Raw genomic sequence first — 23027 nt, 5'->3', positions numbered from 1 at the left:
CGTTGCCGGCGAGAGGAACGCAACCCATTGCTTGGGATGCAGGGCAATGCGCAGCGCGGCGGTGCTACTTGCCGTCTGCATCCTGTGGGCGCCCCTCATAGACGATGGTCGGCATCAGCGGCGATCCGCCCTTGCCCGTCAGTTCCTGCTTGTCAGCCAGGCCAAGGTCGCGCGCGATGATGTTCGGGTTCAGCAGGCCAGCGGCCGCGCCCTCGAACTTCTGCGCCCGGATGATTTCGTCCACACGCCTTGTGACCTCGGTAAAGCCTTCGCGTTCCCGGTACTCACCCCACGTGTCCTGATTGATGTCGAGGAAGATGCAGAGCGCTCCGATCGTCATGGCGCGAAGCTTGGGCAACTCCTGCAACTTCACAGTGCCTTGGTATGCGAACGCCTGGGATTCCTTGAGTGGGTTCGCCTCCACCCACTCGAAGTACTCAGTGCAGGCTTCCCACAGTTGGTCGGCGTCTGCGAAGATTGGCTTCCGGCCATGCGTACTGCGCTGCTTCCAGAAGCTGTTGCCTTGCGGCGCGGCCATCGCACTCACCTACTTAATTGTTCGGGAACAATTGGCCGGCAATCAGCCTTGCGGCCCCGCCCCCGGCTTTGACGCTCTCGCGCATCAGGCAATACGACTTCGCCTATTCCCGTGTTGGCTCAAGGATAGGGCGGGATGCAGACTAGGTGCTTGCGCTACACCGCTGCCTCTGTTGATCTGAGGCGCTGATGAAGCGTTGAAGGAATGAGTAGCCCGCCGGGGTGCGCCGAAGCGTGGCAGGCCTTGTTTTGGTAGATGGCAGGCGCTAGGTACCGGCGATGCCGGCGATGTGGACGAAGCCGTTGCCGACATAGAGATCGTGCTGCATGGCGCTGACAATGAAAGCCGAAGCGGCCGACCCGTTCGGAGGGGCGGCGTTCAGCATCACCTTGTGGCCGAGGGCATCGAGGGCGAGCGAGGGCTCGGCCTTGAACACCAGGGCGAAGTCAGCAGCAGTGGCGGGAACGATGGCAGCGAACAGTGCGCCGATCGAAAGGAAGGCAGCGGCGATCGCGACAATGAAGGCACGGAAAAGCGAGCCGTTATACGACATGCGATGTCTCCGGAGGGTTGGAATTTCTGGCAAGCAAAAGGGACGGGCTGCACACGCAGCCTGGGCTCCCCCGGGCAAAGCCACCAAGTATCGCCATCAAGGGCACAGGGAGTCGTCCTATATTGGTAGCTAAGCTGCTTCGCGCGTTTCGTCAACAGCAACGGCGGCTTGCTGCACTGGGATGATCTCGACCAGCGGCTTGAAGGTCTTCGCGCTGACGACGCCCATAAGCTCGATCTCCGCTCGCACCAGCCCATTGGTCTCGATGCCAAGCAACGTCACCACCTTGCCCTCCCATGGGCCGGCAACGATCATGCCGGCGTCGGCATTGCCGAACAGCGCCGAAGACATGGCCGCGTCGAATGACGATGGAGCGCCGCGGCGGCGGCCCATGCGGTAAATGCGATCTGCCTCGGCCTCGTGCTTCATGTCCCGCTGGTTGCGGATCAGGGCGGCGATGAGCTTGTCAGGCACTAGAGCCGGGGCACCGGTCGTGCTCTTGATGATGCGGACAACACCCTCGCACTCCTTCACGTCGGGGTAGAACCCGGCTGGGAAGCGAGCGAACAGGTAGCCAGGCATGAGCGGCCGATGACGCACGGTCTTCTCGCCGGTGCGGCGGTTGACCTGCACCCAGCTCCACTTGGGGAGGTAGGTGCGCAGGCCTTCCCTGCCCTGTAGGTCGGCTTGCCGGCGAATCTCGCTGGCTGCCTTGCGCTCGCGCTGCGACGATGCCTGGATGATGTGCCACGCCATTATGCTGCCTTTCCAGTCTCGCTTGCCGGGAAGAGCTCGCCGACAACAACGCCCTTGGTGGCTGCCGCAACCGGCGGTTGCCACTTCTCGAAGTCGGCCGCGATCTGGTCAAAGTTGACGGGGTGCTGGGCCTTGAAATCGGGCATGTAAGGCCCTGCGATCCATCCTCCCTGCCCGTCCTTCACCAGCCAGCGTTGCTGGGTCCAGCGGGACATGCTGATCTTGAAGTGAGCGAAGTCTTGCCGCGTGAGGTAGCCGCGGCGCTGCAGCGTGACGACCAGCTTGATGGCGCCTACTTTCCATGGCGTCAGCGCGACCGGGGCGGTGTCTCCGGCGACCACATCAGGCACCCAGTCGGGCAGCTTGAGGCGCGCTACTGGGCAGCGTTCGTGCCAATCGTCGTCTGCGGTAATGCTCTTGGCTTCCGGCAGGCGGGGCTGGAACGGGTACGAATAGCCGCCGCTGGCCAGCCGCGCCATGGTCCGATCCTTGCCATACCAGACCACCTCGCCGCGATCGTTTCTGACCAGCGCGCGCATGCTTATGACGGTGATCCCCAGCAACTGGCAGACGCCAGCCAGGTCGGAGCTGACACCAGCCGGCACCAGCACGGCCCGGCAATCCGGTGAAGGATGCGCGACACGGTAGGTGGACAGACTTTCCGCGGCCTGCGTCACCACCTTGGCGTTGAGCCTCAGCTTTGCCTCGACACCGATCTGCATGCCATCGGCCTTGCGAACGAGCAGGATGTCGAAGCCGCCGGTCTCCGGGTACGCCGTCCAGCTGTCAGGCAGGCACTCGATGAAAGCGGCGCAGAGGTCGGCTTCCTTCGCGAATGTTTCCTTGGCGCTCACGCTGCCTTCTCCTCGCTTGCCTTGCACCCATCCGGCCCGCACCAGCACTTCACCTTGCTCGGATCACCAGTGCGGAGAGCATCGGTAAGCCTGCCAGTGCCGTATGGGGCATTGGGGGAACCACAGCCGTCGCACTCGCGAACCACGACGCGGTGCTCGGGGCTGGTGGGGATCGTGCGGATGGGCATCAGGCGGCTGCTTTCGCTCTGCGATGAACCATCAACACAGCAGCACCAACGAGGCTCATCCAGAGCTTGCCGACGATCTGCCCCTCGATGAGCGAGACCGATCCAAAGGCCAGCCAGAGGAAAACCGCGCTGTCGATCACCGCGCCGACAAGCCCGCTGAGCATCACAGCCCCCGCCAGGTGCTTTCTCCGCAGCGGAGCATAGACCAGAAGGTCGGCGGTTTCCGCCAGGGCAAATGCTGCAACCGATGCAATGACCAAGGCCGGCGGCGCGAAGAACGCGGAGAGGACCGCGCCAACCAGAATGGCGTACCCAGCCCACAACGCGCCAAGCCGCTCGTGAACGATGTCGCGGAGGACCAACGCAGCGCCCACCATCAGCACGCCGCTCGGCGCGGCAAAGCCGAACCCCACCGGGATCAGGCATGGGCCGTTCGGGATGCACTCAGTGCCGACGTTCCCAATGAGCCAATTCGCGGCCGGGATGGTGAGCGCGAAGAGCGCGAAAGCGAGATAGCCGATCATGAGGCATATCCGTGCTGTGCAGGGGCGTTGGCCGGGTTCGCCAGGGCAGCGCGAATGTCTGCGGCGAGTTCAGGATTCTCAACCTCAACACTGTCGGCGTAGGCGTTGGCCGCCGCTATAGCGTGAGGGTCGGCGCCGGAGAAATCCAGCACCAGCGAGTAGCGGCGGCTGGGGTCGATGGCCTTGCCATCAGCCCGGTTAATCACGAAGCGCGGCTCAAGCCCGCCAGTCTTGTAACGAGAGGTCATGCGAACAACTCCTTCTGCTCTGCCCGAACCGCCCATCGGATCGGGGATTGAATGGCATCGATCCGCCGCGCCATGCGTTCGGGATCGGCGTTGGTGTCCTTGAAATTGCGCGCGACGTTCACACTGTCTGCGGAGGCGAACGGCCAGCGGTCGCCGCAAAGGGCCAAGCCGCGAAGCATGTGCACCCACGGGCGCAGGCCACGCCGCTCCAGAGCGTTGAACGCTTCATCGGCCCGCCTGCACCACTGGTCGCTGCCCACCTGCCAGTATGCGCCAGAGCTGCCGAAGCAGATACGCGGCCAATGGCTGGCGAGGTCCAGTAGGTAATCGATGGGAAGCGCCATGTGCCAAACCGGCGCGCCCATGTGACCGTGAGGCCACTGAGCCACCAACGCTCGCTGTTCCTGCACGTCGCCGTCGATCACATCAGGGATGATCGCCCAATGCGGGTGGCCTAGCCGAGTCTCCAGCCAGGCGTAGTATTTTACCCAATCGACCGGCTTGCCTTGGGTTTTGAAGGAAAAGGCACCATTGTCCCAGACTACCGACTGACCGTTTGCCAGACACCAGTCCGCATCGCCAGGATTGGCGAACGACACGCAAAAATGCTTGCCGGCCATTTTGACCAACTCGCTGCGAGGCGTCAGCGGGGTGCCGTGGTAGTGGATCAATGCACTGCCCCTTGTTCGGAATTGGTGGAGAGGGAATGGGTCATGCGGCGGCGTCGTCGCTTTCGGGAGAGCCGAGGCCATAGCCCCGCGACTTCTCCCCGAGCCGAGCCAGGCGCGTGCCATCCGGCAGCGAGGCGTTCGGCGCCTGCCCGGTGCGCAAGACCTCGTTCTGCTCCGCCAACGTCAGCTTGGTCATGTCGATGCGACCGCGACCGTAATCGATGCTGAGGATGCCCGATGCCAGTTGCGGCGGATTCTTGGCCTGCTCCACGACCTTGATGGCGTCGTGCCACTGGCGGACGTTCTTGGCGAGCTCGGCGGCCGAAGGCGCAAACCGTCCATCGTGCCACTCGACCTTGCCGCCGATGAACTGGCCGACGCTGAGTCTGATGGCTTCGACGCTGTAGCCTTCGATCGCCTCGAGGTACGTCCGCGCTGCCAGCATCTCGTTAGCCCGTGCGGCTGTAGGGAAGGCTGAGAACAGTCGCTCCAGAAGGCTTGTGACCTCTGCCATCGTCTGTCTGTCCATCTTCCAAAACCTCGCGCATCTCGCTGAACATCCCCTGCATTCCCCTTGGCTTTTGAGGGGGTGACCCACGCGCTGCCGGCCGCGCCATCCACTCCGGCTCGAAGCCGGTCCAGCCGTTGCCGATCATGGTGTCGGCCGCAGCGTTCGGGTCTGGGCATTTGGCGAACTTGCCAGCCAGGAGCTTGGCGGCGTGCTCAGTGAGGGGCTTGCGAATGCGTTGACGATGGGCGAGCACCGCATCGGCGCGCTCGGCATCCAAAACAGCTTCGAGCGCAGCTCGAGGCGTCTTGTTTTCTTTCTGAGGTTCTATCTTCGTAGTAGAGGTTTTATCTTCTACGCGCGTCACGCCCCCGCGAGTGTCGTCACTGTTACTGTCACGCGTCGGTAACGTTACAGTAGCGTCACGCTGCTTTGCCCTCGCTTTGCGAGTACGCTCCCGCTGCGCAGTCTTTCGCGCTTCCTCAGCCTCGACGCCGTCTGCCAGAATATCGAGAACACCAGCCATCTGCTCGGCATCAAGGCCAAGCAGTGCCAGTTTGCGAAGCGTGGTGGCGCTAACGCTCACGCGAACACCCTCCGCGACCTATCCCGCCTCTCGAGCTTGCGCTTGTCCTCAGCACTGGCCTTGAACTTCGTCGTGCCCCTCGCCCGATGCGTGGCGCAGTACACAGAGCCATCATCGACAGCACAGCCGCAGAAGCCGAAGCCCGGCAGCATGGGATCACCAATCGGCCAGCGGCACGTCGCATCCGAGGTCATGATGAGGGGGATGGGCATGGTGCCAGGCAGTGCTTCCCAAGCCGAGCTAGAGACGACACGGGTATCCTGAGGCACCTTCTTCAGCGCCTCATCTAGAGTGGTGGCGCCCTTCATCTTTGCGCGGGCCAGCCGTACCGATACGGCCATCTCTCGAGCGTTGCGGGCCTTGGTCACTACGCCGCGATATTTGCCGGCGTTGCCGCGCTTCCCGACGACCTCGCCCTTGCGCTGACGTCGGACCTTGCCGGTGCCCTTGCCATAGGGGTTGCTGGCCGGCCGGCGTCGAGCAAGCTCAAGGCGGGACGCCTTGCCAATGACGGCATTGCGGGTCATCCCAATGGCCGCCGCGATTTCCGAGGCAGATAGGCCAGCGGCCCATAGCTCCCTGAGCTGTTGCGTGCGGCTTTCCGACCAATCGAGGCCCGTCATGCCGCTTCCCTCCCGCTGTCGAACAGAGACCGGCTCGGATACTCCGCAATGTTCGCCTTGATCCGTTCAGCCTTGGCTTCACGCCAAGCCGGTGAATTGGCTGTCGATGCGTGCGACCGGTGCGTGTGCTTGATCCGTCGATACAGCTGGTAGACGCTCAGCCCGGTTGCCGCGGCGATGTGCTTCAGCGGCAAGCGCAGGGAGTGCATCTGGTCGAAGATTTCTTCCTGCTGCTCGGTGAGCCGGAGCGGTCCCGGCTTTGTGTCGGGCAGGGTGATGGAGATCGGCGGGTTCATCCCAGCCCATGCACCCTTGGCGACGGCGGACTGGTACGCTTCTTCTTCCGTCATGAGCGGGCCTCCCAGAGCATCCGGGGGGAGGACCGTCGGTCGGCGCGATCCCACACGTACCAGGCATGATCTTCCGTCCCCGACGTGTCGCCCGGGAACCACTGGATGCGGTCCACGAGGGCGATCTTGGCGGCGAAGCGCGGGTTGTCACGGAACAGGTGCCGGCGGGTCTTGCCGAAATCGAACTTGGCCGTCAGCAGCAGGGCCACGAGACCGTCGCAGCGCTCCAGCGCCAGTTCGGCAAACTTCACCGCGTCACGGTTTCCCTTGCCGTAAGGCGGGTTCGTGACGATGGCGTGGAAGAACGACGGCGAGCCGACGTGCATACCATTGAGAAAGTCGAAGGTTTGATCGTGCTCTCGGTCGTAGGTGACGATGTCGCTGGTGAAGACTTTCGCTCCAGTCTCGCGCAACACGTCGGCAATCAGGTGGTTGCCGGCGGCCGGCTCCCACACCCCGAGACCGTTGAGCGGGAAGTGCCGCAACAGCGCTTCCGTCGCCCAAGGCTCGGTCTGGTAGAGGTCGTTTTCCTTGCGGGCGTAGTTCGATGCGACGACCGTCACTGCCCTGCCCTCCCCTCTCTCTGCTTGTCGGTAAGAGGGATGGTGAGGGCTAACTCTCGAGCATCACGCCGCAGGTCTTCCGGCATGATCTCGATGGCCCGTTCCAGCTCTGAGCGGCGATCCGGCTTGGCGCTGATGAAGCGGCCGGCGTCATCGCGCGGCGGCATAACGACGTGCGGCAGAGGCGCGGGCTTGCGCCGGCCGAAACGTGGCAGGGTGAAGTGGAACATGGTCGTGCTCCTTGGGTGCGCGATCAGGACTCGGCGAAGTTGATCACGTCCACCGCGACCGGCCGCTTGGACTGGTGGGCAACCCGAAGCTGGGTGTTCGTGGTACGGAGAATTTCGCGCGCCTGGGACGCGACCGAGTCAGCCTGCGAGGCCTCCATCTTCCCATCCTTGACGGCGTTCAAAGTCTCCCAGAGGGCCGACTTCAGGCTCTTTGCGGTTAGCTCGCTCATACTCACGTCTCCGTTTCTGCGTTTTGCTGAGGGTTCCTTTTTCGAGCCGGATTTCGTAGTCGGTCATCTGGCTCAGGCACTCCGCTCGGATGTCCATCACGAGCAGGAAGCATTCGGCGAACTCGCCGTATTCCTTGGCGGCCCGATAGTTGCGGTCGTAGTCGCGCTTCCACGCGCGGTACTCAGGGCGCCGGCAATACTCGACGTGACGAGGCATGCGCTTCTTGCGCTCTACTGCCGCCTTGGCCGGGTCATAGGTGCGGAGGTGATAGGCTCGCTTGGCGGCCTTGATCTCGTCGGCAAGCTCGGCGCGGCGAGCGGCGTCATAGACGCGCTTCTCTTCCTTGCGCTGGGCAGGCGACTTCCACTTGCGGCGGGCGAGACCGGCGCATTCCTTGCCGCAATAGAGCGGCGCACCGATCTTTGCGGCTCGGTTGTAGTTGCCGTTGCTAGTTGTCGCGGTCGCCGTGCAGTGGGCGCACTGGAACGCCCGGCTCATCGGGCACCGCCTTCGGTGCTGACTTCCTGCGCCTGTCGAAGAAGTGCTTCAGTCTCTGCAATAAGAGCTGCACGAGCCGGGGTCGCGGGGAGTGCCCGTGTGATTTCGAGTTGGTGCGCAAGCTTGGCCTCCTGCCTCGTGCACTCGGCTTCGTACGCTGCCTGGATTCTGAGATAGACCTTCGCCATCAAATCGTCAGGGCGGCGATACCGCAACCGCCACAGGATCTGATGCGCAATGCCATGCTTCCGAGCGACACGGTGCATGGCCGCATCCACCGTGTCGCCGGGCCCTCGATGGTGCAGGCGGACTAGACCTTCCGCCCACCCTGCCGCCTCATCGGCTGGCGAGATTGACATGTCAGTCATAGCCTTTTGACGCTCCTGCAAAGGGTTCTGACGCAATCGCAAATCCTTCCGCTCTACGGTTGTGGCCGTAGACGACGAAGGAGCTGCGGAAATGACGACAAAGACCCTGGGCGAAGCGATCATGAGTGCAGTCGCACAGGGAATGCTTGGCGAGGGCACGGTTGCCGCCGTGTCCGCCCGCCGCTCGAATAAGAGGACCGGAGCCGAAGCCCCGGCCAGTGTGCGGGGTGGAGGAACCCCGCTGAAACTTGTCGTGAGAAATGGGCGCACGGTTCCCCATGCAGCCGCGCAGAGGACGTGCCCCCGTCCTGCCGTGCGCCTTTTTCTCGTGACCGTTGATGGCGTGCGCGTTCACGAGGCACTGCCCATCTGAGCGGTCGGCCCGTCATGCTGCCGCGAGCAGTCGAAGCAGAGCTTCGTGCGCGGCGAACTCGATGCGCATATCTCGGGCTTCAAGCAGCCATGAAGGCGCGCGAGGCCCTTTTCGCTGAGGAAATGGGTGGCCGGATCATGCGAGCGAAGAGCTACGACATTGGCGACCGGAGCGGGGGCTCGATGGCTCCCGCTCCGGTCTACGCCAGCGTCAGCGTCTACACTGGCGAGTTCGGGAACGACGACAGCAGCAGAGGGAGGGGCCGCGCTGTCGTCGCCCGTGGCGGTGACCGTATGAGGAGGAGGAACGGTCACCGGTTCGGAAATGGAGGCCGAGTTTGTGCCACCCTCGGCAGGTGGATTAACGGAGGTCGATCCGGGGCCCGGTTCCTCCGGCACATGTACCGGGCGGTCAGCTACATTCTCGCCTCCTGCGCTCAGGTCATCGGCGCTCACGCCGCCATCGGTGCCGTGGTCAGCGGCTGTCAGCCCCGGCGCGACCAACTCGCCGGCTACTTCGGAATGGTTCGCAGTCTCGCCCACAACTGCTGCGCCAACTGGCGTACGGGGGTCTGCCCCGTTGGGCTGCGCCGGCGACAGGAACGCCGGAATGAGGTTGTCGTCCTCGATCACGACGCCATCGGCATCGTGGGGGGTGTCGTCAGAGAAATTTTTCTCGTTCATATTCGCCAAGCCGAGCATGCCGGCGTAGGCGTTGGCGTAGTCGGCCTTGTCGAGGATCTTGCGGACGTGCTTGCCTTCGCCGGCCTCGTCCTGCTCGTCCCTGATCTGAGCCTTGATGAGCGCCTTGAGCTGCCCCCAGTCGCCACCGGCTGCGGCGACAACATCGCGCAGGCCGGCGAGCCGTTCGGCGTCCTCAAGCTGACGCTCGATGATCGGACGGGCCTCGGTCGTGATCTGCTTCAGTTGTGCGGAAGAGAGCATCTACTTTGCCCCTCCCCTCGATGTGACGAGGTCGAGGTATCGCTTCACCGTCTCGCTGAGGCCCGACAGGTTCTCTGCGTTGCTCTGAGGCAGGTAGCGGACGGCTCGAACGACGGACTTGATTGCGCCGATGTCCATCCCGGAGACTTTCGCCTCGGCGTAGATGAGCGCCTTGAGCTTGTTCTGCGCATCGATCTGGTCTTCGACCGCGACGACCCGCGAAACGATGCTCTTGACGTCGGCGTCCGCATTCGACGCTGGCTTGCTGTAAAGCTCTGGCGGCACGATCCAAGTGTCGCCGCTCATCGCCAAGCTCCGAACGCGATAGCGAACAGCGCCGCTGTGATGGTTGCAGCTATGAGGAGGCAGGAGAGATCAATGGGGATCATGCCGCCCTGCCCTTCTTCGGCGCCGGGCCGAAAATGTCGGGGCGGAGGTCGTGGCGGGAGATGCCGGTCAGGGCCTCAACGGCCAAGACGCGATTGAACGGGATCTGGCCGCGCTTGCGCCAGTTCATCACCACGCTCGGGTTGTTGATGCCGAGCGCTGAGGCCGCCTTCGACGGGCCGCCGAGATCATCAATGAGCTTTGCTACATCGGTCATGCAGCATGTTTATCACGCTGCGTGAACTGAAATCAAGCCGTCACGCGTTATTTTTATTTCGCCGCGTGATATGCGATCAAAGTCGCCATGTCTGACGGCGGAAGATCAAACCCGGATATCGCGAAGCGGCTGATCGCGCTGCGGGAGGCGCTCGGCAAAAACCAGTCGGCGTTCGCTGCATTGATCGAGGTATCGCAGCCGGCGATGAACAACTACGAGAAGGGTCACCGCCGACCAGACATCGATGTGGCCATTCGGATCCAGGTGAGGACCGGGGCTACTCTTGATTGGATATACCTCGGCAGGCGTGATGGCCTACCAACGCGACTACTTGAGTTGCTGCCGGACCTGTCGGTAGAGAAGGCCGCTGGCTAACCCCCCAGCCGCCTCCCAAGTTCTTCAAAATATCCTCCACATAGCCCATCACCTTGATCGCATCCTCGCGGCTCTCCGGCAATTGAGCCGCAATCTGACATGCGCTTCGCCTTAGAAACTGCTCATGCACTTTTAACACCCCTCAGTATGTCATGCGCGCAACGCAACGCGCATCTTCTGATGTGACCCCCTCCCCGCCAGCATGTCGATTCCTTACGTATCAAGTGCACGCCTTCGCCTGTGAACACCGGGTAAAATGGCACATTTTTTCCGGACCTTAACCCTATTTTGACACCATTTCGGGTCGAAGCGCTTTCGGCCATAAGTCGGGGCATGCCCGAGCATGAGCAGCCCAGATTCAATCTCCGACTGACGCCCGAACTGAAGGCCGATCTCGCTCGAGCGAGAAAGGCGAGCGGCCGGAGCATGAACGGGGAAATCCTCGCCAGGCTCTCCCTCACCTTTGAGCCCGACCCGGCGGCGCAGCTGGCGGAGGCGCTGCGCCCTCTGCTGGCGCTGCTCGACGAGCGCGACCGTGCCGAGGTGGTCGGCCACTTTGTGAGCGGCCTTGCCATTGTCTCACGCAAGAAGCCCGGAAGGCGGCGACGCCAGGAATAGGCCGCCGCCGCCGCTCCACACAGCCCGCTTCGGCGGGTTTTTTCATGCCCGACACCCAAAACTTCACGTAGCGTGAATTTTGTGCTTGCTATCATCACGTAGCGTGATATCCTCTGCTCCATCGAGATCAGCGCACGAAGCGCGATGGAGGACGAGAGAATGACCACCACACAGAGCAACGACCACCTCATCGACGCAGCCGCGCAGATGCTCGCCGCCCTCAAGACGGCCCTGCGCCACTCGCGTGAAGCGATGTCGCCAGACGCTCGCGCAGCTTTCGACGAGGGTCGCGGCGGCCCGGAATGGATGTTCATCGCCCGTGACGCGATCGCGGCAGCGGAGCGCGGCTGACCCCACCGCCCCGCGCCCCCTCGTGGGACGCGGCACAGTGAAGTCAGGCGCTACGGCGCATAACCGATGGGGAGACGCAGATGGCTAAGGAATGGGGTAACTTCCACGCAGTTGGTTCTCTCGGAGCCCGTCACGGGCTGATCGGTCACGACAGCGCAGACGTGATGCGCTGGATTGGCGCTCATGCCGACTTCGATGGCTCGATCTACTTCGACCATGGCGACGGCGACGAGCAGGTTGAGGTTACCGAACAGTACCTCGGTTGCCCCTACTGCGGCACTCGCCACGACCTGCGCGTTGCCTCCGTCGATCCGCGCACTGGCTACCGCGACCTGATCTGCGAGGATTGCTTCACCGGCACGGACACCGGCCCGTGCTTCGATGATCTGCCTGTGTCTGTCGACGCGCCCGCAACCGTGAGGGCTGCGTGATGGGCGAGAGAGTGAACAAGGCAACCTCTGTCGCCATGAGCGCCCGCGACAACACGTATGCCAGCAGCCAAGGCGACGAGTACGACCCCGATGACACCCTCGATTGCCCGAACTGCGGTGGAGAAGGCTACGTCTCGCACTGCTTCGAGGAATACGCCTGCATCGATCCCGATGGCGGCTGCGACCTCTGCATGCGGCGTTGCGACTGGTGCAATCGTCCGGCGCGACCGGAGGTGAAGTCATGAGCGACCGCTACACCGGCTTTGCTCCCTGCCCCTGCTGTGACGGCGCCGGGGAATGGGATGAAGGCCCGCTCCCGGCAAGCAGCGGAGCCACTGAACCCGACTTCCGGCAGGTGATCTGCCCTGAGTGCGAAGGCACCGGCATGGTCGAGTGCGAGCCCCGCACGCTGGATGACATCGACGACGAAGCAATGGAGCAGGCGCCATGAACCTCCGCCTCTTCCATCGCGGCGACATGTCAGACCTCGCGATCTTCCTCGCCACTGAGTTCGCTGTCGCGATCTTCCTCATCGCAATTGGAGTGACGGCATGAGCGACAAGCCCATCCTGTTCAGCCCCCCCATGGTCCGCGCCCTGCTCGCCGGCACCAAGACGCAGACGCGGCGGGCGTTCAAGTGGCAGGGGCCGAAGGACTATCCGCACAGCTTCGCGCACGCCAAGGTCGACAACCCAGCCGGCGTGCAGCGGCTGCTCGTGCCGTACTACCATCCCGACGATCTGCCGGTGGGCGAGTCCGATTGGGGCGAGGACGGCTATCACCGTCACTATGGGCGGTTCGAGCCGGGCGATCGGCTGTGGGTCAAAGAGACCCACCGGATTACCTCATGGAGCGATGACGGCGACGTGTGGGTCACCTACGCGGCAGACGATGCCAAGAGCCGGTCGCTTTCGCCCGACAGCGAGGACTTTCTGGAGCGCGTCTGCGCCCGCGTCGAAAAAGCCGGGGCCGAGCTTAACGCCGAAGGCTGGTACGAAAACATTCCCCCGTCCGCCTTGGTGCGCCCTTCGATCTTCATGCCCCGCTGGGCCTCGCGCCTCACCCTCACCGTCACCGACGTGAGGGTGCAGCGGCTGCAGGACCTCAGCGAGGAGGATGCGCTCGCCGAGGGTATTCAGCAGACGCTTGCTGGGCACGGTCGGCTGCATGCCTTTTGCGCCCCCGAGCCATTCAACGAGCGGACCTGGGACACAGCCCGCGAGGCGTACGCGGAGCTTTGGCGCAGGATCAACGGCCCGGAAGCATGGCGCGGCAACCCTTGGGTCGCCGCCTACACCTTCACCGTTGAGCGCCGGAACATCGACGCGAGGGCAGCGGCATGAGCGCCCCCATCCTCCTCCCTCACGCGGCCGAAAGCGAAGCCCTCAAGCTCAAGTGGGTCATGCACCGGGGCAAGTGGGTAGAGGCCGAATACCTCCTCACCAGATCACCATCCGGCCTGAGCGACCGGCCCGTCAATTCCAGCAACAAGGAACCATCCAATGCCGCTTAAGATCACCCGCGCCGCCGACCCCATCAAGGTCGATCGCCTGAACATGGTCATCTACGGCCCGCCCGGCATCGCCAAGACCTCGCTGGCGTTCACCGCCGACGCGCCGCTGCTGCTCGACTTCGACAACGGCAGCCACAGGGCCGCGAACCGCAAGGACGTGGTGCGCGTCACCGACTGGCAGGATGTCGCTGGCATCACCGCCGAGGACTTGGCGCCGTTCTCGACCGTCATTGTCGATACGGCCGGCCGCGCCCTCGACTGCCTGACCGTGGACATCATCCGAGCCAATCCCAAGCATGGTCGCGGCGGCGCCCTGACCCTGCAGGGCTATGGCGAACTCAAGTCCCGCTTCGGCTCCTTCCTCAAGCTGCTGAACAGCTTTGGCAAGGACGTGGTGCTGATCGCCCACATGGACGAGCAGCGCAACGGCGATGACGTGATTGAACGCCTGGACGTGCAGGGCGGGTCGAAGGGCGAGATCTACAAGGCCGCCGATGCCATGGGGCGGCTGGTGATTTCGGACGGCAAACGCTGGCTGCGCTTCTCCCCGACCGATGCCGCCTTCGGCAAGAACCCCGGCCAGTTGGAGCCGCTGCAGGTTCCCCACTTCGAAAGCCCGGAGTTTGCCAGCTTCCTTGCCGGCGTGATCCAGACCACTAAGGACCGGCTGAACGCGCTCACCGAGGACCAGCGGGCCGCGCAGGCGGAACAGGAGTGGTTCCGCACCACCTTGCCCAACGTGACCACGGCCGATCACCTGAACGGCCTTCTCGGTCGCGCCAAGGACGCCGGGCATGCATGCAAGATCATGGTCCGTGACCGGGCGAAGGAACTCGGGCTGGTCTTTGACGACGCCAGGAAAGCCTATGTCGCGGCCGCCGAAAAGCAGGCCGCCTGATGCTGGCCCGCGTTTCGAACATCGAGGCTTATCGGCGCTGGCTCAACTGGAAGCCTCTCTTCGAGGATCAGGAAGAGCCGACCGTCGAGGACTTCATCCGGTCAATCACGACCGATGAGCCCAGCGAGGCGATGATGGCCGGCACGGCGTTCCATGCCGCCATCGAGAATGCGCAGGACGGCGAACACGAGACGTTCGCCGCCATGGGCTACACCTTCCACCTGCCCGATGCCGAGATCGCCCTGCCCTTCATCCGCGAGTTGCGCGCGTTCAAGGAGTACGGCGGGCTCACGGTGACGGGCAAGGTCGACTGCCTCGACGGCAAGCGCGTGGTCGACCACAAGACTACCTCGCGCGTCGACCTGGACCGCTACCTCGAGGGCTGCCAGTGGCGCTTCTACCTCGACATCTTCGGTGCCGACGCCTTCGAGTGGCACATCTTCGAAATCAGGGAGATGGAGCCGAAGGTCTATCGGGTATCGGCTCCGCAGACCCTGCGTGCCTATCGCTATCCCGGCATGGCAGACGACTGCGCCCGCCTCGCTGGTGAGTTCGAGGAATTCGCCACTCGCATGAACCTGCCTGACGCGAGGGTGGAAGCATGAGAGGCGGATCATTTCTCAAGCGGCCCCTCCTCCACCTCACCGATGAGGTTCGGATGGATTCCGCAGCGACCGATGAGCAGTTGTCGGACGTATGCCGGGACATCGAAGCAAGGCTTGTGGCCGAGGGTGCCAGTGTCGAGCAGTGGCAGGAATACGAGGTGCTGCGTGAGCGGTACGTCGCTCGGATGTTCGCGGCAGCGAGGGCCGGCTGATGACCAAGCTCGTCCTTCGCCGCAAAGGCGCGACCCTCTACGCCCCGTCTCCCGATTGGGCCGACATCATGGCCGACCTGCCCGAGCACGCCGACCTGAACGTCACGGCGACGAAGGCGCGATCGCTGTCGCAGCTCGGTACCTATTGGGGCCTGCTGGCATGGGTTTGCGCCAACGTCGAGGCTGCCGACCCGTGGCCAACGAAGGACGAGCTTTCCGACTGGCTGCAGCTGGAGGTTGGCTTCGTGCGGCAGATCGCGATCCCGACCGAGCACGGCCTGATCTACTACCGCGTGCCGGCGTCGAAGTCGTTCGCTGAGTGCCCGCAGGAACGCTTCACCGCATTCTTCGATGCCGCGCTCGCCCGCCTGGTGAAGCTCTGCGGCTATGACCCGCTGCCGCTCTACATGGAGCACATGCGGGCCAAGGGCGAGCGGAGGGCGGCATAATTGGGCTACGAGATAATCCGCCCCGCCACTGCGTTCTCAGTGAACCGCCCGCAGCGCCAGAGCCGGAAGCCCCGCGACAAGGCAGCATCTCACCTCAGGTGGGTTGCGTCCCTGCCCTCGCTTGTTCCTGGCACCGGCCGGGTAGATCCCGCGCATATCCGCTTCGCCAGCACTCGGTACGCCAAGCCGGCGACAGGGATGGGCGAAAAGCCGGATGACCGTTGGGTCGTACCACTGGCCCGGTCAGAACACGACCGCCAGCACTCCATGAACGAAGAAGCCTATTGGGCCTCTGTCGGTGTCGACCCCCTGCACGTAGCCCTGCTGTTGTGGGCTGTGAGCGGGGACGACGAAGAGGGGGTCCGCATCATCAACCAGTTTCGAGGCAAGCCATGAGCAAAGACGACCCGACCAACCTTCAGATCGCCGAGTTGCTGAAGAAACAGACCTACGATGAGCGGATGGAAATAGCAGAGTGGTTTGCCGATCTCGTCAGGGACGGCGTTGGCGAGAAATCGGACATGAATTCCGACTGGTTTGCTTCCGTCCTGGGGGGCTGGGCAGAACAGGAGATCGACGGTTCCGAGCCCGAGACCGAGGCTCAGACATGACAAGCGTCACCGAAGAGATGATCGAGCGCGAACAGATCGCCTGGATGACAGACAAGGCGTGGCAGGACGCGGTGCTGATGCTCGTGTTCTACGACCGCAAGGCAAAGCAGACGTGGCTGGTCGGCGCGGACGAGGCAGCGAAGAAGCGCGACGAGTGGTGGGCCCGATGCTGCGCCTTGTATGACACGCGCTCGGTCGAGGACATTGCCGCCCTCGAAGCCGCTCTATCAGCCGCTCAACCGACGCGGCCCGAGCCAACTGAGGCGGAAGTGGAGGCGCTGACGCTTGCCGATCTCCGCAAGGCCAATCTCGACCGGCAGGCCCATTGGGGCGGCTCCGAAAACTGGACGCTGGCCGACTGGTCAAACGCCCTCGCCGGCGAAGTCGGGGAAGCCTGCAACGTGGTCAAGAAGTTGCGCAGGCCCATGCTCGGGACGGTCGGCAATGACCACGACCCTGCCGCCTACACCGCCATGCTGGCGACCGAGATCGGCGACGTGCTGATCTATCTCGACCTGCTCGCCAACGCGGCCGGGCTCGACCTAGCCGTGTGCGTGACCGAGGCGTTCAACAGCAAGTCCGAAAAGCTCGGCATGCCGGTCAAGCTCGCCGCCAGCCGCTCACGCCCCGCAGAGGCAAAGGCCGGGATGGTGAAGCCGCCGGAGCATCTAAGCCCACTGCCGTGGAAGTACGAGCGGCGGGAAGCGCTGCACCACGACTGGATCGAGGACGCACACGGCAACGTCGTGGTCGATCATGTTGGCCACATCGACGGCCCGTTCATCGTCGCCAGCGCAAACGCCGCCCTTGAGCCCGTCGCAGAGGCAAAGGCAGAGCCGGTGGCGTTCCGGTGGCGTTTCGACATTGAAGCGATCGACGGGTTCGATTGGAAGTACGCCAGCACCAAGCCGGAGTTCACCGCCTTCGGAGAAGACCATGCCGAGGTTCAGCCCCTCTACACCTCACCCGTCAGGAGCGAGGTAACGGAGGCGATGGTCGGCAAGCTTAGAGCGCTGAATAGCGTGCTCATTGAGGATGGCTACGGCGACCGGGACAATCTGATACCGGAGCTTGATGCGGCCATTGCCGCTCTCACCGCCGCCCTTCCCAATCCTCCATCAGGTCGGGGGCAGTGAGATGGCGAGCATCGACGGGATTGTCCTCGCTTCCTACGAGGTTCATTGCCGCAAGTGCGAGCAGGCTAACCTCGGCCTCGGCCGCACCCGTCAGGAGGCCCTTGCAGCACTTGCCCGCTACGGCTGGACATGCCGCAAGCGCCGCTGGTTCTGCCCAGATTGCACACCGTGGGCGTTCGCAAACTACAATGGAGAGCCCTCGCCATGACCGACACCAGAGCCCTCGTGGAGCGGCTGAAGCCGCGGCACATCGCCGACGAGCCTCTTGCACGTGCTGTCGTCAGCACTGACCAAGCGGAGCGAAGGGCCGCCGTCTCCGACTTTCTCGTCGCCAACAACGCGCTCAAGTCCGAAGCCGCCGCCGCATTGAGCGAAGCCGACCACGCTATCGACGGCCTCTCTCAAACGTGCATCGATCTCGAAGCCCGCGCCCAAGCCGCCGAAGCCGAAAGGTATCGGCTGAAAGAAGCGCTGAGGCCGTTTGCCGAGTACATGGGTGATCGCGGCGATCTCGACTACCACGGCAACCCTCTGCCCGACGAGCAAGGCGTCGGCTGGGTATACCTCACGCAAGCCGACTTCCGCCGCGCCCGCGAAGCCCTCTCCCTCACCCCTCAAGAGGTGGAATAGATGAAGCTGACGACCGAACGTCTATGGTGGCTGCGGAGGTGGGAGGCTGGTGGCTGGACCATTGGGGATCCTATGCGCGCCGGCATCAAGAAGTGGGGCGCTCACACGGCAGCGCTCGTCAAGGCCGGCTTCCTCGAAGGGGATGACCTCGGCTTCCATCGCATCACCGAAGCCGGCCGCGCTGCCCTCAAGGAGCTTGAATAGATGAAGCTCAACGGGGCCGAAGCTAAATGGGCCGCTATTGTTGTTGGCCTCGGGATTATCGCATCTGCTGCGTACCAAGGGCTTAAGGCGTTGGGGGTGCTGGGATGACGCCACGCATTCTTTCCGAGGGCAAAACGCCTGCCGGGTGGGTTGCCGAACTATCAGCCGCGGGTGTTGAAATATCCGAGCGCACGCTGAGGGAGAAAGCGCGCCAGTTGGGCGCCTATCGGTCGCTGGGGAATGCGATCGTTCTCCTTCCCGAGCATATCGACCAGATCTTCGAGGAGCCGGCATGTCCGACGAGGAAAGAACTCTCGAGCTCTACCCACGCGGCCGCTACTGGTGGGTCAAAGGCCGTCGACCTGATAACGACCGATATATCCGAGAGAGCCTTGGCACGACTGACCGAGTTGTCGCGGAAGCCAAACTCGAAGAAATATACCGGGCGGCGCGGGTCCGTCGTATCCTTGGACCAGATGCGCCGAAGCCAGAAGACGAGCTGACGTTCGGCATGGCGTCTCTGGAATACCCGGCGGGTAAACGAGAGGCGCAGTACCTCATCCCGATCATGCGCCGGATCGGCAAGATGCGGGTAAAGGACATCACCCCGGCCTATGTGCGCAAGCTGGCGAAGGAACTGTACCCGCTCGCCTCAACCGACACGTGGCAGCGTCAGGTGGTGACGCCGGTTCGGTCTGTCATCAACCACGCGCACGAGTTAGGCAAGTGCTCGCCAATTCGCATAAAGGCATTCGACCGCATAGCGTCCATGAACCAGGATCGGCTAAGGGGGGTCGATAGTCGCCAGCCTCGCACGCCTGGGAGCTGGCCGTGGCTGCTGGCCTTCTGTGAGCATGCCGAGCCTAGAGACGCCGCCTTGGCGTACTTCATGTTCACGCGCGGAGCTCGGGTGAGCCAGTCGATCGCCATGACCCGCAAGGACGACATGGACCTCTCTGCGGGCAGACTGCGACTCCCGGCCACGAAGGGGCACCCGACGCAGTGGGTGACCGTCGAACCCGAGCTTGTCGTGATGATCTCCAACCTACCAGTGCCGTACCGCGGGGAGGCGAAGAAGCGCGTATTCACTATTGCCGGTGGGCGAAGCGGTGCGCTCTACCGCCGCTGGCAGGCTGCGTGCAAGCGAGCGGGCATCGAATACCTGTCCCCCCACGCCGCCGGCCGCCACGGGTTTGGAACCGAGATGATCGTCCGTCAGGGTGTTGACGCGGTTTCCGCGGCCAAGGAAGGACGCTGGGCAAGCCCCGCCGTGATGCTCAATACCTACACGCACCCGGAGGATTCAGAGGCCCGCGTTCGCGATGCGTTCCGAGCCGGGAAAGAGGCCGCTCGTACGCTGGCTGTACAGGGCAAAACCGGAAGCGTGGTCAAGCGCTTGGCAGGCAAGCGAAAATGAGCGATCCTATCGAGCCCTTAGCAGGGGCGTGCCTTCGACCACTCGGCCACCTCTCCGTCGCCGGTCCTGATAGGGGCAATCGCGGGGATGGGCAAGGGGTTTTGACGACAGCTACCAAACCGTGGTGACAGGTCGCGTCGAAAAGCCCAGTACAAGCGGTGGGTCAGCTTGATGGGTCGGTGCCGGCGAGCGTACGCGGCGACTACGCGACCGCCTCCGCTAGCTTATCGACCAGCGCGGAGATGGCGGCATCCTGCTCTCCGACGGTCAGCACCACGACGCTCAGCCCGAGAGCAGGCGAACGGATGGCCTTGCAGCGGGCTCCGGTCCAGCCACCGCCGTGAATGTACAGCGGGTGCCCGGCCAGCGTCCGGATGCCTATGCCCCACCCGTAGCGCACGAACTCGCCGTTCCGGAGCCTGTGGTCCGCTTGGGTCAGACGGGCTGCACCCGATCGGTCTTCGTTCTGCATGTCGAGAAAATCGGCATAGGCGTCGGCTGTCGTCCACAGCCCTCCGTCACCGGTGGTAAGTGGCAGGCTCGATCCAAGCAGGGCCGCGTGCGGTGACACCGGAAGCGCACCGGTAGCGAAGAAGGCCATTCCGGAGGCCGCAGACGAAGGCAGTACGTCCGCAGCGAGTTCGGCGAAAGTCCTTCCGGCAACCTGCTCCGCAAGGCGGGCAAGCATGACATAGCCGAGGTTGGAGTAGGCAAAGGCGGAGCCGATAGGACAATCAGGAGGCGCGAGTTCGGCGGCCATCTGCATCACGTACTCGCTCGTCCACGACCCGCCATCGAGCGCGTTCTCGAGCCGGCCCGCCTCGGGCAGCGAAGCGGTATGGTGCAGCACCTGCCGCACCGTGGGCAACACTGTCCACCTGGGCAGAAAGTTCTGGGGAACAGGAAAGTCCGGATCGATGCTCCCCGACTGGACCAGACGCGCGATGATGGCTCCGGTCACCTGCTTGGTCAGGCTGGCAGCGTAAAAGAGATCACCCGCTTGCACGGGTCCACCATCCGGCCAGTAACCAGTGACCGCGCTCACGCGGCCACGTCGACCGCGCGCCGCGATGGCGATCGGCTGCGTTGTCGCAAGGCCGGCCTGCGTGATCAGCGCATCAGCGTCTGTGGCGGACATTCGAGGTTCCCGGGCGCCGAAATGCCTCCCCAGCGTACTCAACCGCACCAGTGATGCATAACTGTCGCGGCGCTTTGCCGAAGATGTTCTTTACTTGAGATTACCATTGATTTGGCGCATGCGCCCATCATCATCCCACCTGATGGTATAACCGCAGGGCTCGATTCGAGCAGCGCGGCGTGAGGTTGGGATGGTCCAATGTCTGGGCTGAACAATTGGCTGCGTAACGCTGCGGGCGCTGTTTCCGCAGGCATGATGCTTCTGGCCGGCGTCAGTCACGCTGCACCGGCCGTCGTCGAAGGTGTGTGGCTCACCGATGCCGAAACGGAGCTGACGATCGCGCGCTGCTCGGCGGGCTATTGCGGCTACATCACCAAGATCGTGGTGCCCGACCGGCTCAAGAAGCAGTACGGCGCCGAGCTCGAAACGCTCGACCCGGCGTCCTACACGGACGTCAACAACAAGAACCCGCAGCTCAAGCACAGGCCGATTCAGGGCCTGCAGATCCTGACCCTGCGGGCCACCGGCAACCCCCGTTACTACGAGGGCGAGATCTACAACCCCGAGGACGGCAACGTCTATGCCGGCTCGGTGGAGGTCATGCACGCCAACGCCATCCGCCTGAAGGGGTGCGTCCTCTACGTGCTCTGCCAGGACCAGGAATGGGAGCGGGTCGGCCGCTAGGCCACCCCGCCCCCGATCATCCGATTATCGCTGGTTGAACATGATCCGCTGCGCTTCCTTGTCGGTCGCGGCGCTGATGTTCTGCGAGGAATCGAGCGTGATGCCGAGCGCACGCTGCACCGCCGGACGGTCTGTGACGCGCTGGCGCCAGTCGGCAAAGGTCGGGAACTCGGCAATGTCGATGCCGTGGTTGTCCGAGCCGCGCGACCAGTCATAGATCGCGATGTCGGCGATCGAATAGTCGCCGGCGACGAAATCCTTGCCCGCCGCCTTCTGCGCCTGCAGCTGGGTGTCGAGCACGCGGTAGAGCCGGTGCGACTCGTCCATGTAGCGCTTGATGGCGTAGGGAACCTTCTCGGGCGCATAGCGCGAGAAGTGGTTGTTCTGCCCCAGCATCGGGCCGAAGCCGCCCACCTGCCAGAACAGCCACTCGTCGATCTTGACCTTCTCGCGCCAGGTCGTGCCGTAGAAGCGGCCGAACTTCTCTGCGAGGTACTTCAGGATCGCGCCCGACTCGAAGATCGAGATCGGCTTGCCCTCCGGCCCCTCCGGATCGACGATCGCGGGGATCTTGTTGTTGGGCGAGATCGCGAGGAAGTCGGGCTTGAACTGGTCGCCGCGGCCGATGTTGATCGGGTAGATCCCGTAGGGAAGCTCCAGCTCCTCGAGCATGATGGTGATCTTCCGGCCGTTCGGCGTGGCCGCATAGTAAAGGTCGATCGGCAGAGTCTGGGTGGTCATGGGCTATCTGTCCGTGCTGCTGCAGAGGAGCCGGGGCCGCAGCCGCCGGAGCCGCCTTTATATCGGCAGTTACCGATGAAAGACAACCCGGCGGCCGGACGGCGGGGGAAAACCCACCATCCGGCACGCCGTTCCGTCAGGCCCGGCGGATGCGCATGTGCGGTTCGCCGTCGCTGGTGTGCGAGATCGAGATGCCGCGCAGGTCGACCGTCGAGCGGACGCGCTGGCGCCAGATCGGGCCCATCAGTTCCGAGCGCGACACGTTCACCGGCTGGTCGAACTTCACCGTGACCGCATAGTGCTGCATGTCGCCCATCAGGTTGACGCCGATCACGAGGCCAAGGAACGGCTGGCCGAGATAGGCGCCGCTGACCCGCTGGCCCACCTGCACCGGGCCCGACACGCGATCGGGGATCGCCGCAGCGGCGGTGTTCCAGTCGCGGTAGCCGTGCCGATGCGCCACTTCTTCCAGCGCCTCGCCATGCGAGATGGGACTGCCGGAAAGGGCGCGCTCGGAGCGCAGGGCTTTTGCCTCGGCCTTTAGAGTGGCCGCACTGGGGGTATCGAGAGAGAAAGTCATGTCGGTCCTCTTCAACAGAGGCGGATCATCTCATGGGGCTCGCCTTGCCATGAACCGCCTCGCAAAGGAGCGATCATGTAGGGGTCGCGGGCCATCCGCGGCTGGACTTCACCATCGGGTTTTCCCGGCGAGCGGCAGGCGCCAGCAGCACGGGTCCACATGTGGGTGAGATGTCCCTGCTTGTCAATGCCGGCGCCCGAGCCCCTCCCCGCCCGGACAGCGCC

Annotated in this window: 38 protein-coding genes; 18 read left to right on the top strand and 20 right to left on the bottom strand. The window is 63.7% G+C overall.

The annotated features are described in order from the left end of the window. Positions 1 to 64: 64 nt before the first annotated feature. The 17 genes from PRN20_RS18185 to PRN20_RS18105 all read right to left on the bottom strand — a co-directional run bounded on the left by PRN20_RS18185 (position 65) and on the right by PRN20_RS18105 (position 10210). Positions 65 to 538 (bottom strand): terminase small subunit, encoded by a 474-nt coding sequence (locus PRN20_RS18185; protein WP_273959020.1) that lies wholly within the window; start codon positions 536 to 538, stop codon positions 65 to 67. 265 nt (positions 539 to 803) lie between these two features. After that, positions 804 to 1091: a hypothetical protein gene (locus PRN20_RS18180; RefSeq protein ID WP_273959019.1), complete on the bottom strand. Its 288-nt coding sequence runs from the start codon at positions 1089 to 1091 to the stop codon at positions 804 to 806. A 129-nt stretch (positions 1092 to 1220) separates the two neighbouring features. Then, positions 1221 to 1847, bottom strand: coding sequence for a transcription termination/antitermination protein NusG (gene nusG / locus PRN20_RS18175; RefSeq protein WP_273959018.1), 627 nt, complete (start codon positions 1845 to 1847; stop codon positions 1221 to 1223). Next, positions 1847 to 2701: a hypothetical protein gene (locus PRN20_RS18170; RefSeq protein WP_273959017.1), complete on the bottom strand. Its 855-nt coding sequence runs from the start codon at positions 2699 to 2701 to the stop codon at positions 1847 to 1849. The genes nusG and PRN20_RS18170 overlap by 1 nt, the downstream gene beginning before the upstream one ends. 187 nt (positions 2702 to 2888) lie before the next feature. Beyond that, a complete protein-coding gene (locus PRN20_RS18165) occupies positions 2889 to 3413 on the bottom strand; it encodes a VUT family protein (RefSeq protein ID WP_273959016.1) in 525 nt (174 codons plus the stop codon). Then, complete coding sequence (locus tag PRN20_RS18160) at positions 3410 to 3661, bottom strand: hypothetical protein (RefSeq protein ID WP_273959015.1); 252 nt, start codon at positions 3659 to 3661, stop codon at positions 3410 to 3412. Before PRN20_RS18160 ends, PRN20_RS18165 begins: the two co-directional genes overlap by 4 nt. Continuing rightward, on the bottom strand, positions 3658 to 4332 hold the full coding sequence (locus tag PRN20_RS18155; protein ID WP_273959014.1) for a hypothetical protein: 675 nt from the start codon (positions 4330 to 4332) through the stop codon (positions 3658 to 3660). Before PRN20_RS18155 ends, PRN20_RS18160 begins: the two co-directional genes overlap by 4 nt. Before the next feature lie 40 nt (positions 4333 to 4372). Beyond that, on the bottom strand, positions 4373 to 4777 hold the full coding sequence (locus tag PRN20_RS18150; protein ID WP_273959013.1) for a hypothetical protein: 405 nt from the start codon (positions 4775 to 4777) through the stop codon (positions 4373 to 4375). A 4-nt stretch (positions 4778 to 4781) separates the two neighbouring features. Further along, the gene (locus PRN20_RS18145; protein ID WP_273959012.1) at positions 4782 to 5426 is read right to left on the bottom strand and encodes a hypothetical protein; all 645 of its coding nucleotides are present in this window, start codon (positions 5424 to 5426) and stop codon (positions 4782 to 4784) included. Then, positions 5423 to 6049, bottom strand: coding sequence for a GcrA family cell cycle regulator (locus PRN20_RS18140; protein WP_273959011.1), 627 nt, complete (start codon positions 6047 to 6049; stop codon positions 5423 to 5425). The genes PRN20_RS18145 and PRN20_RS18140 overlap by 4 nt, the downstream gene beginning before the upstream one ends. Beyond that, positions 6046 to 6399, bottom strand: a complete 354-nt coding sequence (locus PRN20_RS18135; protein WP_273959010.1) for a hypothetical protein — start codon at positions 6397 to 6399, stop codon at positions 6046 to 6048. The genes PRN20_RS18140 and PRN20_RS18135 overlap by 4 nt, the downstream gene beginning before the upstream one ends. Continuing rightward, positions 6396 to 6962 carry a hypothetical protein gene (locus PRN20_RS18130; protein WP_273959009.1) on the bottom strand — a complete coding sequence of 189 codons (567 nt, stop codon included), beginning with the start codon at positions 6960 to 6962 and terminating at the stop codon, positions 6396 to 6398. The genes PRN20_RS18135 and PRN20_RS18130 overlap by 4 nt, the downstream gene beginning before the upstream one ends. Then, the gene (locus PRN20_RS18125; RefSeq protein WP_273959008.1) at positions 6959 to 7192 is read right to left on the bottom strand and encodes a hypothetical protein; all 234 of its coding nucleotides are present in this window, start codon (positions 7190 to 7192) and stop codon (positions 6959 to 6961) included. Before PRN20_RS18125 ends, PRN20_RS18130 begins: the two co-directional genes overlap by 4 nt. Positions 7193 to 7330: 138 nt before the next feature. Beyond that, positions 7331 to 7921, bottom strand: coding sequence for a hypothetical protein (locus PRN20_RS18120; RefSeq protein ID WP_273959007.1), 591 nt, complete (start codon positions 7919 to 7921; stop codon positions 7331 to 7333). Positions 7922 to 8640: 719 nt separating this feature from the next. Continuing rightward, positions 8641 to 9606 (bottom strand): hypothetical protein, encoded by a 966-nt coding sequence (locus PRN20_RS18115; protein ID WP_273959006.1) that lies wholly within the window; start codon positions 9604 to 9606, stop codon positions 8641 to 8643. Continuing rightward, positions 9607 to 9912, bottom strand: coding sequence for a hypothetical protein (locus tag PRN20_RS18110; protein WP_273959005.1), 306 nt, complete (start codon positions 9910 to 9912; stop codon positions 9607 to 9609). It lies immediately after the preceding gene. 79 nt (positions 9913 to 9991) lie between these two features. Beyond that, the gene (locus PRN20_RS18105; protein WP_273959004.1) at positions 9992 to 10210 is read right to left on the bottom strand and encodes a carph-isopro domain-containing protein; all 219 of its coding nucleotides are present in this window, start codon (positions 10208 to 10210) and stop codon (positions 9992 to 9994) included. Positions 10211 to 10297: 87 nt separating this feature from the next. Between PRN20_RS18105 and PRN20_RS18100 the strand changes: the two genes are divergently transcribed. The 17 genes from PRN20_RS18100 (at position 10298) to PRN20_RS18020 (ending at position 19660) form a co-directional block, all read left to right on the top strand. After that, the gene (locus PRN20_RS18100; protein WP_273959003.1) at positions 10298 to 10585 is read left to right on the top strand and encodes a helix-turn-helix transcriptional regulator; all 288 of its coding nucleotides are present in this window, start codon (positions 10298 to 10300) and stop codon (positions 10583 to 10585) included. Between the two features lie 333 nt (positions 10586 to 10918). Further along, positions 10919 to 11203 (top strand): Arc family DNA-binding protein, encoded by a 285-nt coding sequence (locus tag PRN20_RS18095; protein ID WP_273959002.1) that lies wholly within the window; start codon positions 10919 to 10921, stop codon positions 11201 to 11203. A 159-nt stretch (positions 11204 to 11362) separates the two neighbouring features. Next, positions 11363 to 11554 carry a hypothetical protein gene (locus PRN20_RS18090; RefSeq protein ID WP_273959001.1) on the top strand — a complete coding sequence of 64 codons (192 nt, stop codon included), beginning with the start codon at positions 11363 to 11365 and terminating at the stop codon, positions 11552 to 11554. An 80-nt stretch (positions 11555 to 11634) separates the two neighbouring features. Continuing rightward, positions 11635 to 11985, top strand: a complete 351-nt coding sequence (locus PRN20_RS18085) for a hypothetical protein (RefSeq protein WP_273959000.1) — start codon at positions 11635 to 11637, stop codon at positions 11983 to 11985. Between the two features lie 11 nt (positions 11986 to 11996). Next, positions 11997 to 12230 carry a hypothetical protein gene (locus PRN20_RS18080; protein WP_273958999.1) on the top strand — a complete coding sequence of 78 codons (234 nt, stop codon included), beginning with the start codon at positions 11997 to 11999 and terminating at the stop codon, positions 12228 to 12230. Then, on the top strand, positions 12227 to 12436 hold the full coding sequence (locus PRN20_RS18075) for a hypothetical protein (protein ID WP_273958998.1): 210 nt from the start codon (positions 12227 to 12229) through the stop codon (positions 12434 to 12436). Before PRN20_RS18080 ends, PRN20_RS18075 begins: the two co-directional genes overlap by 4 nt. Positions 12437 to 12536: 100 nt before the next feature. Further along, the gene (locus PRN20_RS18070) at positions 12537 to 13328 is read left to right on the top strand and encodes a hypothetical protein (RefSeq protein ID WP_273958997.1); all 792 of its coding nucleotides are present in this window, start codon (positions 12537 to 12539) and stop codon (positions 13326 to 13328) included. Continuing rightward, complete coding sequence (locus tag PRN20_RS18065) at positions 13325 to 13498, top strand: hypothetical protein (RefSeq protein ID WP_273958996.1); 174 nt, start codon at positions 13325 to 13327, stop codon at positions 13496 to 13498. Before PRN20_RS18070 ends, PRN20_RS18065 begins: the two co-directional genes overlap by 4 nt. Further along, a complete protein-coding gene (locus PRN20_RS18060; RefSeq protein WP_273958995.1) occupies positions 13488 to 14396 on the top strand; it encodes an ATP-binding protein in 909 nt (302 codons plus the stop codon). The genes PRN20_RS18065 and PRN20_RS18060 overlap by 11 nt, the downstream gene beginning before the upstream one ends. After that, complete coding sequence (locus PRN20_RS18055; protein ID WP_273958994.1) at positions 14396 to 15001, top strand: PD-(D/E)XK nuclease family protein; 606 nt, start codon at positions 14396 to 14398, stop codon at positions 14999 to 15001. The genes PRN20_RS18060 and PRN20_RS18055 overlap by 1 nt, the downstream gene beginning before the upstream one ends. Positions 15002 to 15054: 53 nt before the next feature. Continuing rightward, the gene (locus PRN20_RS18050; RefSeq protein ID WP_273958993.1) at positions 15055 to 15213 is read left to right on the top strand and encodes a hypothetical protein; all 159 of its coding nucleotides are present in this window, start codon (positions 15055 to 15057) and stop codon (positions 15211 to 15213) included. Next, positions 15213 to 15662 (top strand): hypothetical protein, encoded by a 450-nt coding sequence (locus PRN20_RS18045; protein ID WP_273958992.1) that lies wholly within the window; start codon positions 15213 to 15215, stop codon positions 15660 to 15662. Before PRN20_RS18050 ends, PRN20_RS18045 begins: the two co-directional genes overlap by 1 nt. Before the next feature lie 392 nt (positions 15663 to 16054). Beyond that, positions 16055 to 16273: a hypothetical protein gene (locus PRN20_RS18040; RefSeq protein ID WP_273958991.1), complete on the top strand. Its 219-nt coding sequence runs from the start codon at positions 16055 to 16057 to the stop codon at positions 16271 to 16273. Next, positions 16270 to 17409, top strand: a complete 1140-nt coding sequence (locus tag PRN20_RS18035; protein WP_273958990.1) for a MazG nucleotide pyrophosphohydrolase domain-containing protein — start codon at positions 16270 to 16272, stop codon at positions 17407 to 17409. The genes PRN20_RS18040 and PRN20_RS18035 overlap by 4 nt, the downstream gene beginning before the upstream one ends. Before the next feature lie 204 nt (positions 17410 to 17613). Next, positions 17614 to 18039 (top strand): hypothetical protein, encoded by a 426-nt coding sequence (locus tag PRN20_RS18030; protein ID WP_273958989.1) that lies wholly within the window; start codon positions 17614 to 17616, stop codon positions 18037 to 18039. Then, complete coding sequence (locus PRN20_RS18025; protein ID WP_273958988.1) at positions 18040 to 18243, top strand: hypothetical protein; 204 nt, start codon at positions 18040 to 18042, stop codon at positions 18241 to 18243. It abuts the gene before it with no gap. A 292-nt stretch (positions 18244 to 18535) separates the two neighbouring features. Then, positions 18536 to 19660, top strand: a complete 1125-nt coding sequence (locus PRN20_RS18020; RefSeq protein ID WP_273958987.1) for a tyrosine-type recombinase/integrase — start codon at positions 18536 to 18538, stop codon at positions 19658 to 19660. Between the two features lie 202 nt (positions 19661 to 19862). Here the strand turns inward: PRN20_RS18020 and PRN20_RS18015 are convergent, their stop codons facing one another. Continuing rightward, positions 19863 to 20798, bottom strand: coding sequence for a serine hydrolase domain-containing protein (locus PRN20_RS18015; protein ID WP_273958986.1), 936 nt, complete (start codon positions 20796 to 20798; stop codon positions 19863 to 19865). A gap of 198 nt (positions 20799 to 20996) precedes the next feature. Between PRN20_RS18015 and PRN20_RS18010 the strand changes: the two genes are divergently transcribed. Then, positions 20997 to 21482: a DUF2147 domain-containing protein gene (locus PRN20_RS18010; RefSeq protein ID WP_273958985.1), complete on the top strand. Its 486-nt coding sequence runs from the start codon at positions 20997 to 20999 to the stop codon at positions 21480 to 21482. 24 nt (positions 21483 to 21506) lie between these two features. Here the strand turns inward: PRN20_RS18010 and PRN20_RS18005 are convergent, their stop codons facing one another. Then, complete coding sequence (locus PRN20_RS18005; protein WP_273958984.1) at positions 21507 to 22223, bottom strand: glutathione S-transferase N-terminal domain-containing protein; 717 nt, start codon at positions 22221 to 22223, stop codon at positions 21507 to 21509. A 136-nt stretch (positions 22224 to 22359) separates the two neighbouring features. Next, positions 22360 to 22803, bottom strand: coding sequence for a glyoxalase superfamily protein (locus PRN20_RS18000; RefSeq protein ID WP_273958983.1), 444 nt, complete (start codon positions 22801 to 22803; stop codon positions 22360 to 22362). Between the last annotated feature and the right edge of the window lie 224 nt (positions 22804 to 23027).

It is taken from the genome of Devosia sp. ZB163 (assembly GCF_028613635.1).
In the GTDB taxonomy this organism is placed as follows: domain Bacteria; phylum Pseudomonadota; class Alphaproteobacteria; order Rhizobiales; family Devosiaceae; genus Devosia_A.
Note: the sequence above shows the minus strand (reverse complement) of the source record. Positions and strands in the feature narration are given on the sequence as shown.

Excerpts from the sequence above, each read along its gene's own strand:
- PRN20_RS18110 (WP_273959005.1), bottom strand. The coding sequence starts at position 9,912 with ATGAGCGGCGACACTTGGATCGTGCCGCCAGAGCTTTACAGCAAGCCA.
- PRN20_RS18090 (WP_273959001.1), top strand. The coding sequence starts at position 11,363 with ATGACCACCACACAGAGCAACGACCACCTCATCGACGCAGCCGCGCAG.
- PRN20_RS18035 (WP_273958990.1), top strand. The coding sequence starts at position 16,270 with ATGACAAGCGTCACCGAAGAGATGATCGAGCGCGAACAGATCGCCTGG.
- PRN20_RS18085 (WP_273959000.1), top strand. The coding sequence starts at position 11,635 with ATGGCTAAGGAATGGGGTAACTTCCACGCAGTTGGTTCTCTCGGAGCC.
- PRN20_RS18140 (WP_273959011.1), bottom strand. The coding sequence starts at position 6,049 with ATGACGGGCCTCGATTGGTCGGAAAGCCGCACGCAACAGCTCAGGGAG.
- PRN20_RS18000 (WP_273958983.1), bottom strand. The coding sequence starts at position 22,803 with ATGACTTTCTCTCTCGATACCCCCAGTGCGGCCACTCTAAAGGCCGAG.
- PRN20_RS18010 (WP_273958985.1), top strand. The coding sequence starts at position 20,997 with ATGTCTGGGCTGAACAATTGGCTGCGTAACGCTGCGGGCGCTGTTTCC.
- PRN20_RS18125 (WP_273959008.1), bottom strand. The coding sequence starts at position 7,192 with ATGTTCCACTTCACCCTGCCACGTTTCGGCCGGCGCAAGCCCGCGCCT.
- nusG (WP_273959018.1), bottom strand. The coding sequence starts at position 1,847 with ATGGCGTGGCACATCATCCAGGCATCGTCGCAGCGCGAGCGCAAGGCA.
- PRN20_RS18180 (WP_273959019.1), bottom strand. The coding sequence starts at position 1,091 with ATGTCGTATAACGGCTCGCTTTTCCGTGCCTTCATTGTCGCGATCGCC.
- PRN20_RS18165 (WP_273959016.1), bottom strand. The coding sequence starts at position 3,413 with ATGATCGGCTATCTCGCTTTCGCGCTCTTCGCGCTCACCATCCCGGCC.
- PRN20_RS18135 (WP_273959010.1), bottom strand. The coding sequence starts at position 6,399 with ATGACGGAAGAAGAAGCGTACCAGTCCGCCGTCGCCAAGGGTGCATGG.
- PRN20_RS18050 (WP_273958993.1), top strand. The coding sequence starts at position 15,055 with ATGGATTCCGCAGCGACCGATGAGCAGTTGTCGGACGTATGCCGGGAC.
- PRN20_RS18040 (WP_273958991.1), top strand. The coding sequence starts at position 16,055 with ATGAGCAAAGACGACCCGACCAACCTTCAGATCGCCGAGTTGCTGAAG.
- PRN20_RS18185 (WP_273959020.1), bottom strand. The coding sequence starts at position 538 with ATGGCCGCGCCGCAAGGCAACAGCTTCTGGAAGCAGCGCAGTACGCAT.
- PRN20_RS18055 (WP_273958994.1), top strand. The coding sequence starts at position 14,396 with ATGCTGGCCCGCGTTTCGAACATCGAGGCTTATCGGCGCTGGCTCAAC.
- PRN20_RS18045 (WP_273958992.1), top strand. The coding sequence starts at position 15,213 with ATGACCAAGCTCGTCCTTCGCCGCAAAGGCGCGACCCTCTACGCCCCG.
- PRN20_RS18025 (WP_273958988.1), top strand. The coding sequence starts at position 18,040 with ATGAAGCTGACGACCGAACGTCTATGGTGGCTGCGGAGGTGGGAGGCT.
- PRN20_RS18060 (WP_273958995.1), top strand. The coding sequence starts at position 13,488 with ATGCCGCTTAAGATCACCCGCGCCGCCGACCCCATCAAGGTCGATCGC.
- PRN20_RS18150 (WP_273959013.1), bottom strand. The coding sequence starts at position 4,777 with ATGCTGGCAGCGCGGACGTACCTCGAGGCGATCGAAGGCTACAGCGTC.
- PRN20_RS18120 (WP_273959007.1), bottom strand. The coding sequence starts at position 7,921 with ATGAGCCGGGCGTTCCAGTGCGCCCACTGCACGGCGACCGCGACAACT.
- PRN20_RS18030 (WP_273958989.1), top strand. The coding sequence starts at position 17,614 with ATGACCGACACCAGAGCCCTCGTGGAGCGGCTGAAGCCGCGGCACATC.
- PRN20_RS18005 (WP_273958984.1), bottom strand. The coding sequence starts at position 22,223 with ATGACCACCCAGACTCTGCCGATCGACCTTTACTATGCGGCCACGCCG.
- PRN20_RS18105 (WP_273959004.1), bottom strand. The coding sequence starts at position 10,210 with ATGACCGATGTAGCAAAGCTCATTGATGATCTCGGCGGCCCGTCGAAG.
- PRN20_RS18065 (WP_273958996.1), top strand. The coding sequence starts at position 13,325 with ATGAGCGCCCCCATCCTCCTCCCTCACGCGGCCGAAAGCGAAGCCCTC.
- PRN20_RS18100 (WP_273959003.1), top strand. The coding sequence starts at position 10,298 with ATGTCTGACGGCGGAAGATCAAACCCGGATATCGCGAAGCGGCTGATC.
- PRN20_RS18115 (WP_273959006.1), bottom strand. The coding sequence starts at position 9,606 with ATGCTCTCTTCCGCACAACTGAAGCAGATCACGACCGAGGCCCGTCCG.
- PRN20_RS18095 (WP_273959002.1), top strand. The coding sequence starts at position 10,919 with ATGCCCGAGCATGAGCAGCCCAGATTCAATCTCCGACTGACGCCCGAA.
- PRN20_RS18070 (WP_273958997.1), top strand. The coding sequence starts at position 12,537 with ATGAGCGACAAGCCCATCCTGTTCAGCCCCCCCATGGTCCGCGCCCTG.
- PRN20_RS18075 (WP_273958998.1), top strand. The coding sequence starts at position 12,227 with ATGAGCGACCGCTACACCGGCTTTGCTCCCTGCCCCTGCTGTGACGGC.
- PRN20_RS18020 (WP_273958987.1), top strand. The coding sequence starts at position 18,536 with ATGTCCGACGAGGAAAGAACTCTCGAGCTCTACCCACGCGGCCGCTAC.
- PRN20_RS18015 (WP_273958986.1), bottom strand. The coding sequence starts at position 20,798 with ATGTCCGCCACAGACGCTGATGCGCTGATCACGCAGGCCGGCCTTGCG.
- PRN20_RS18160 (WP_273959015.1), bottom strand. The coding sequence starts at position 3,661 with ATGACCTCTCGTTACAAGACTGGCGGGCTTGAGCCGCGCTTCGTGATT.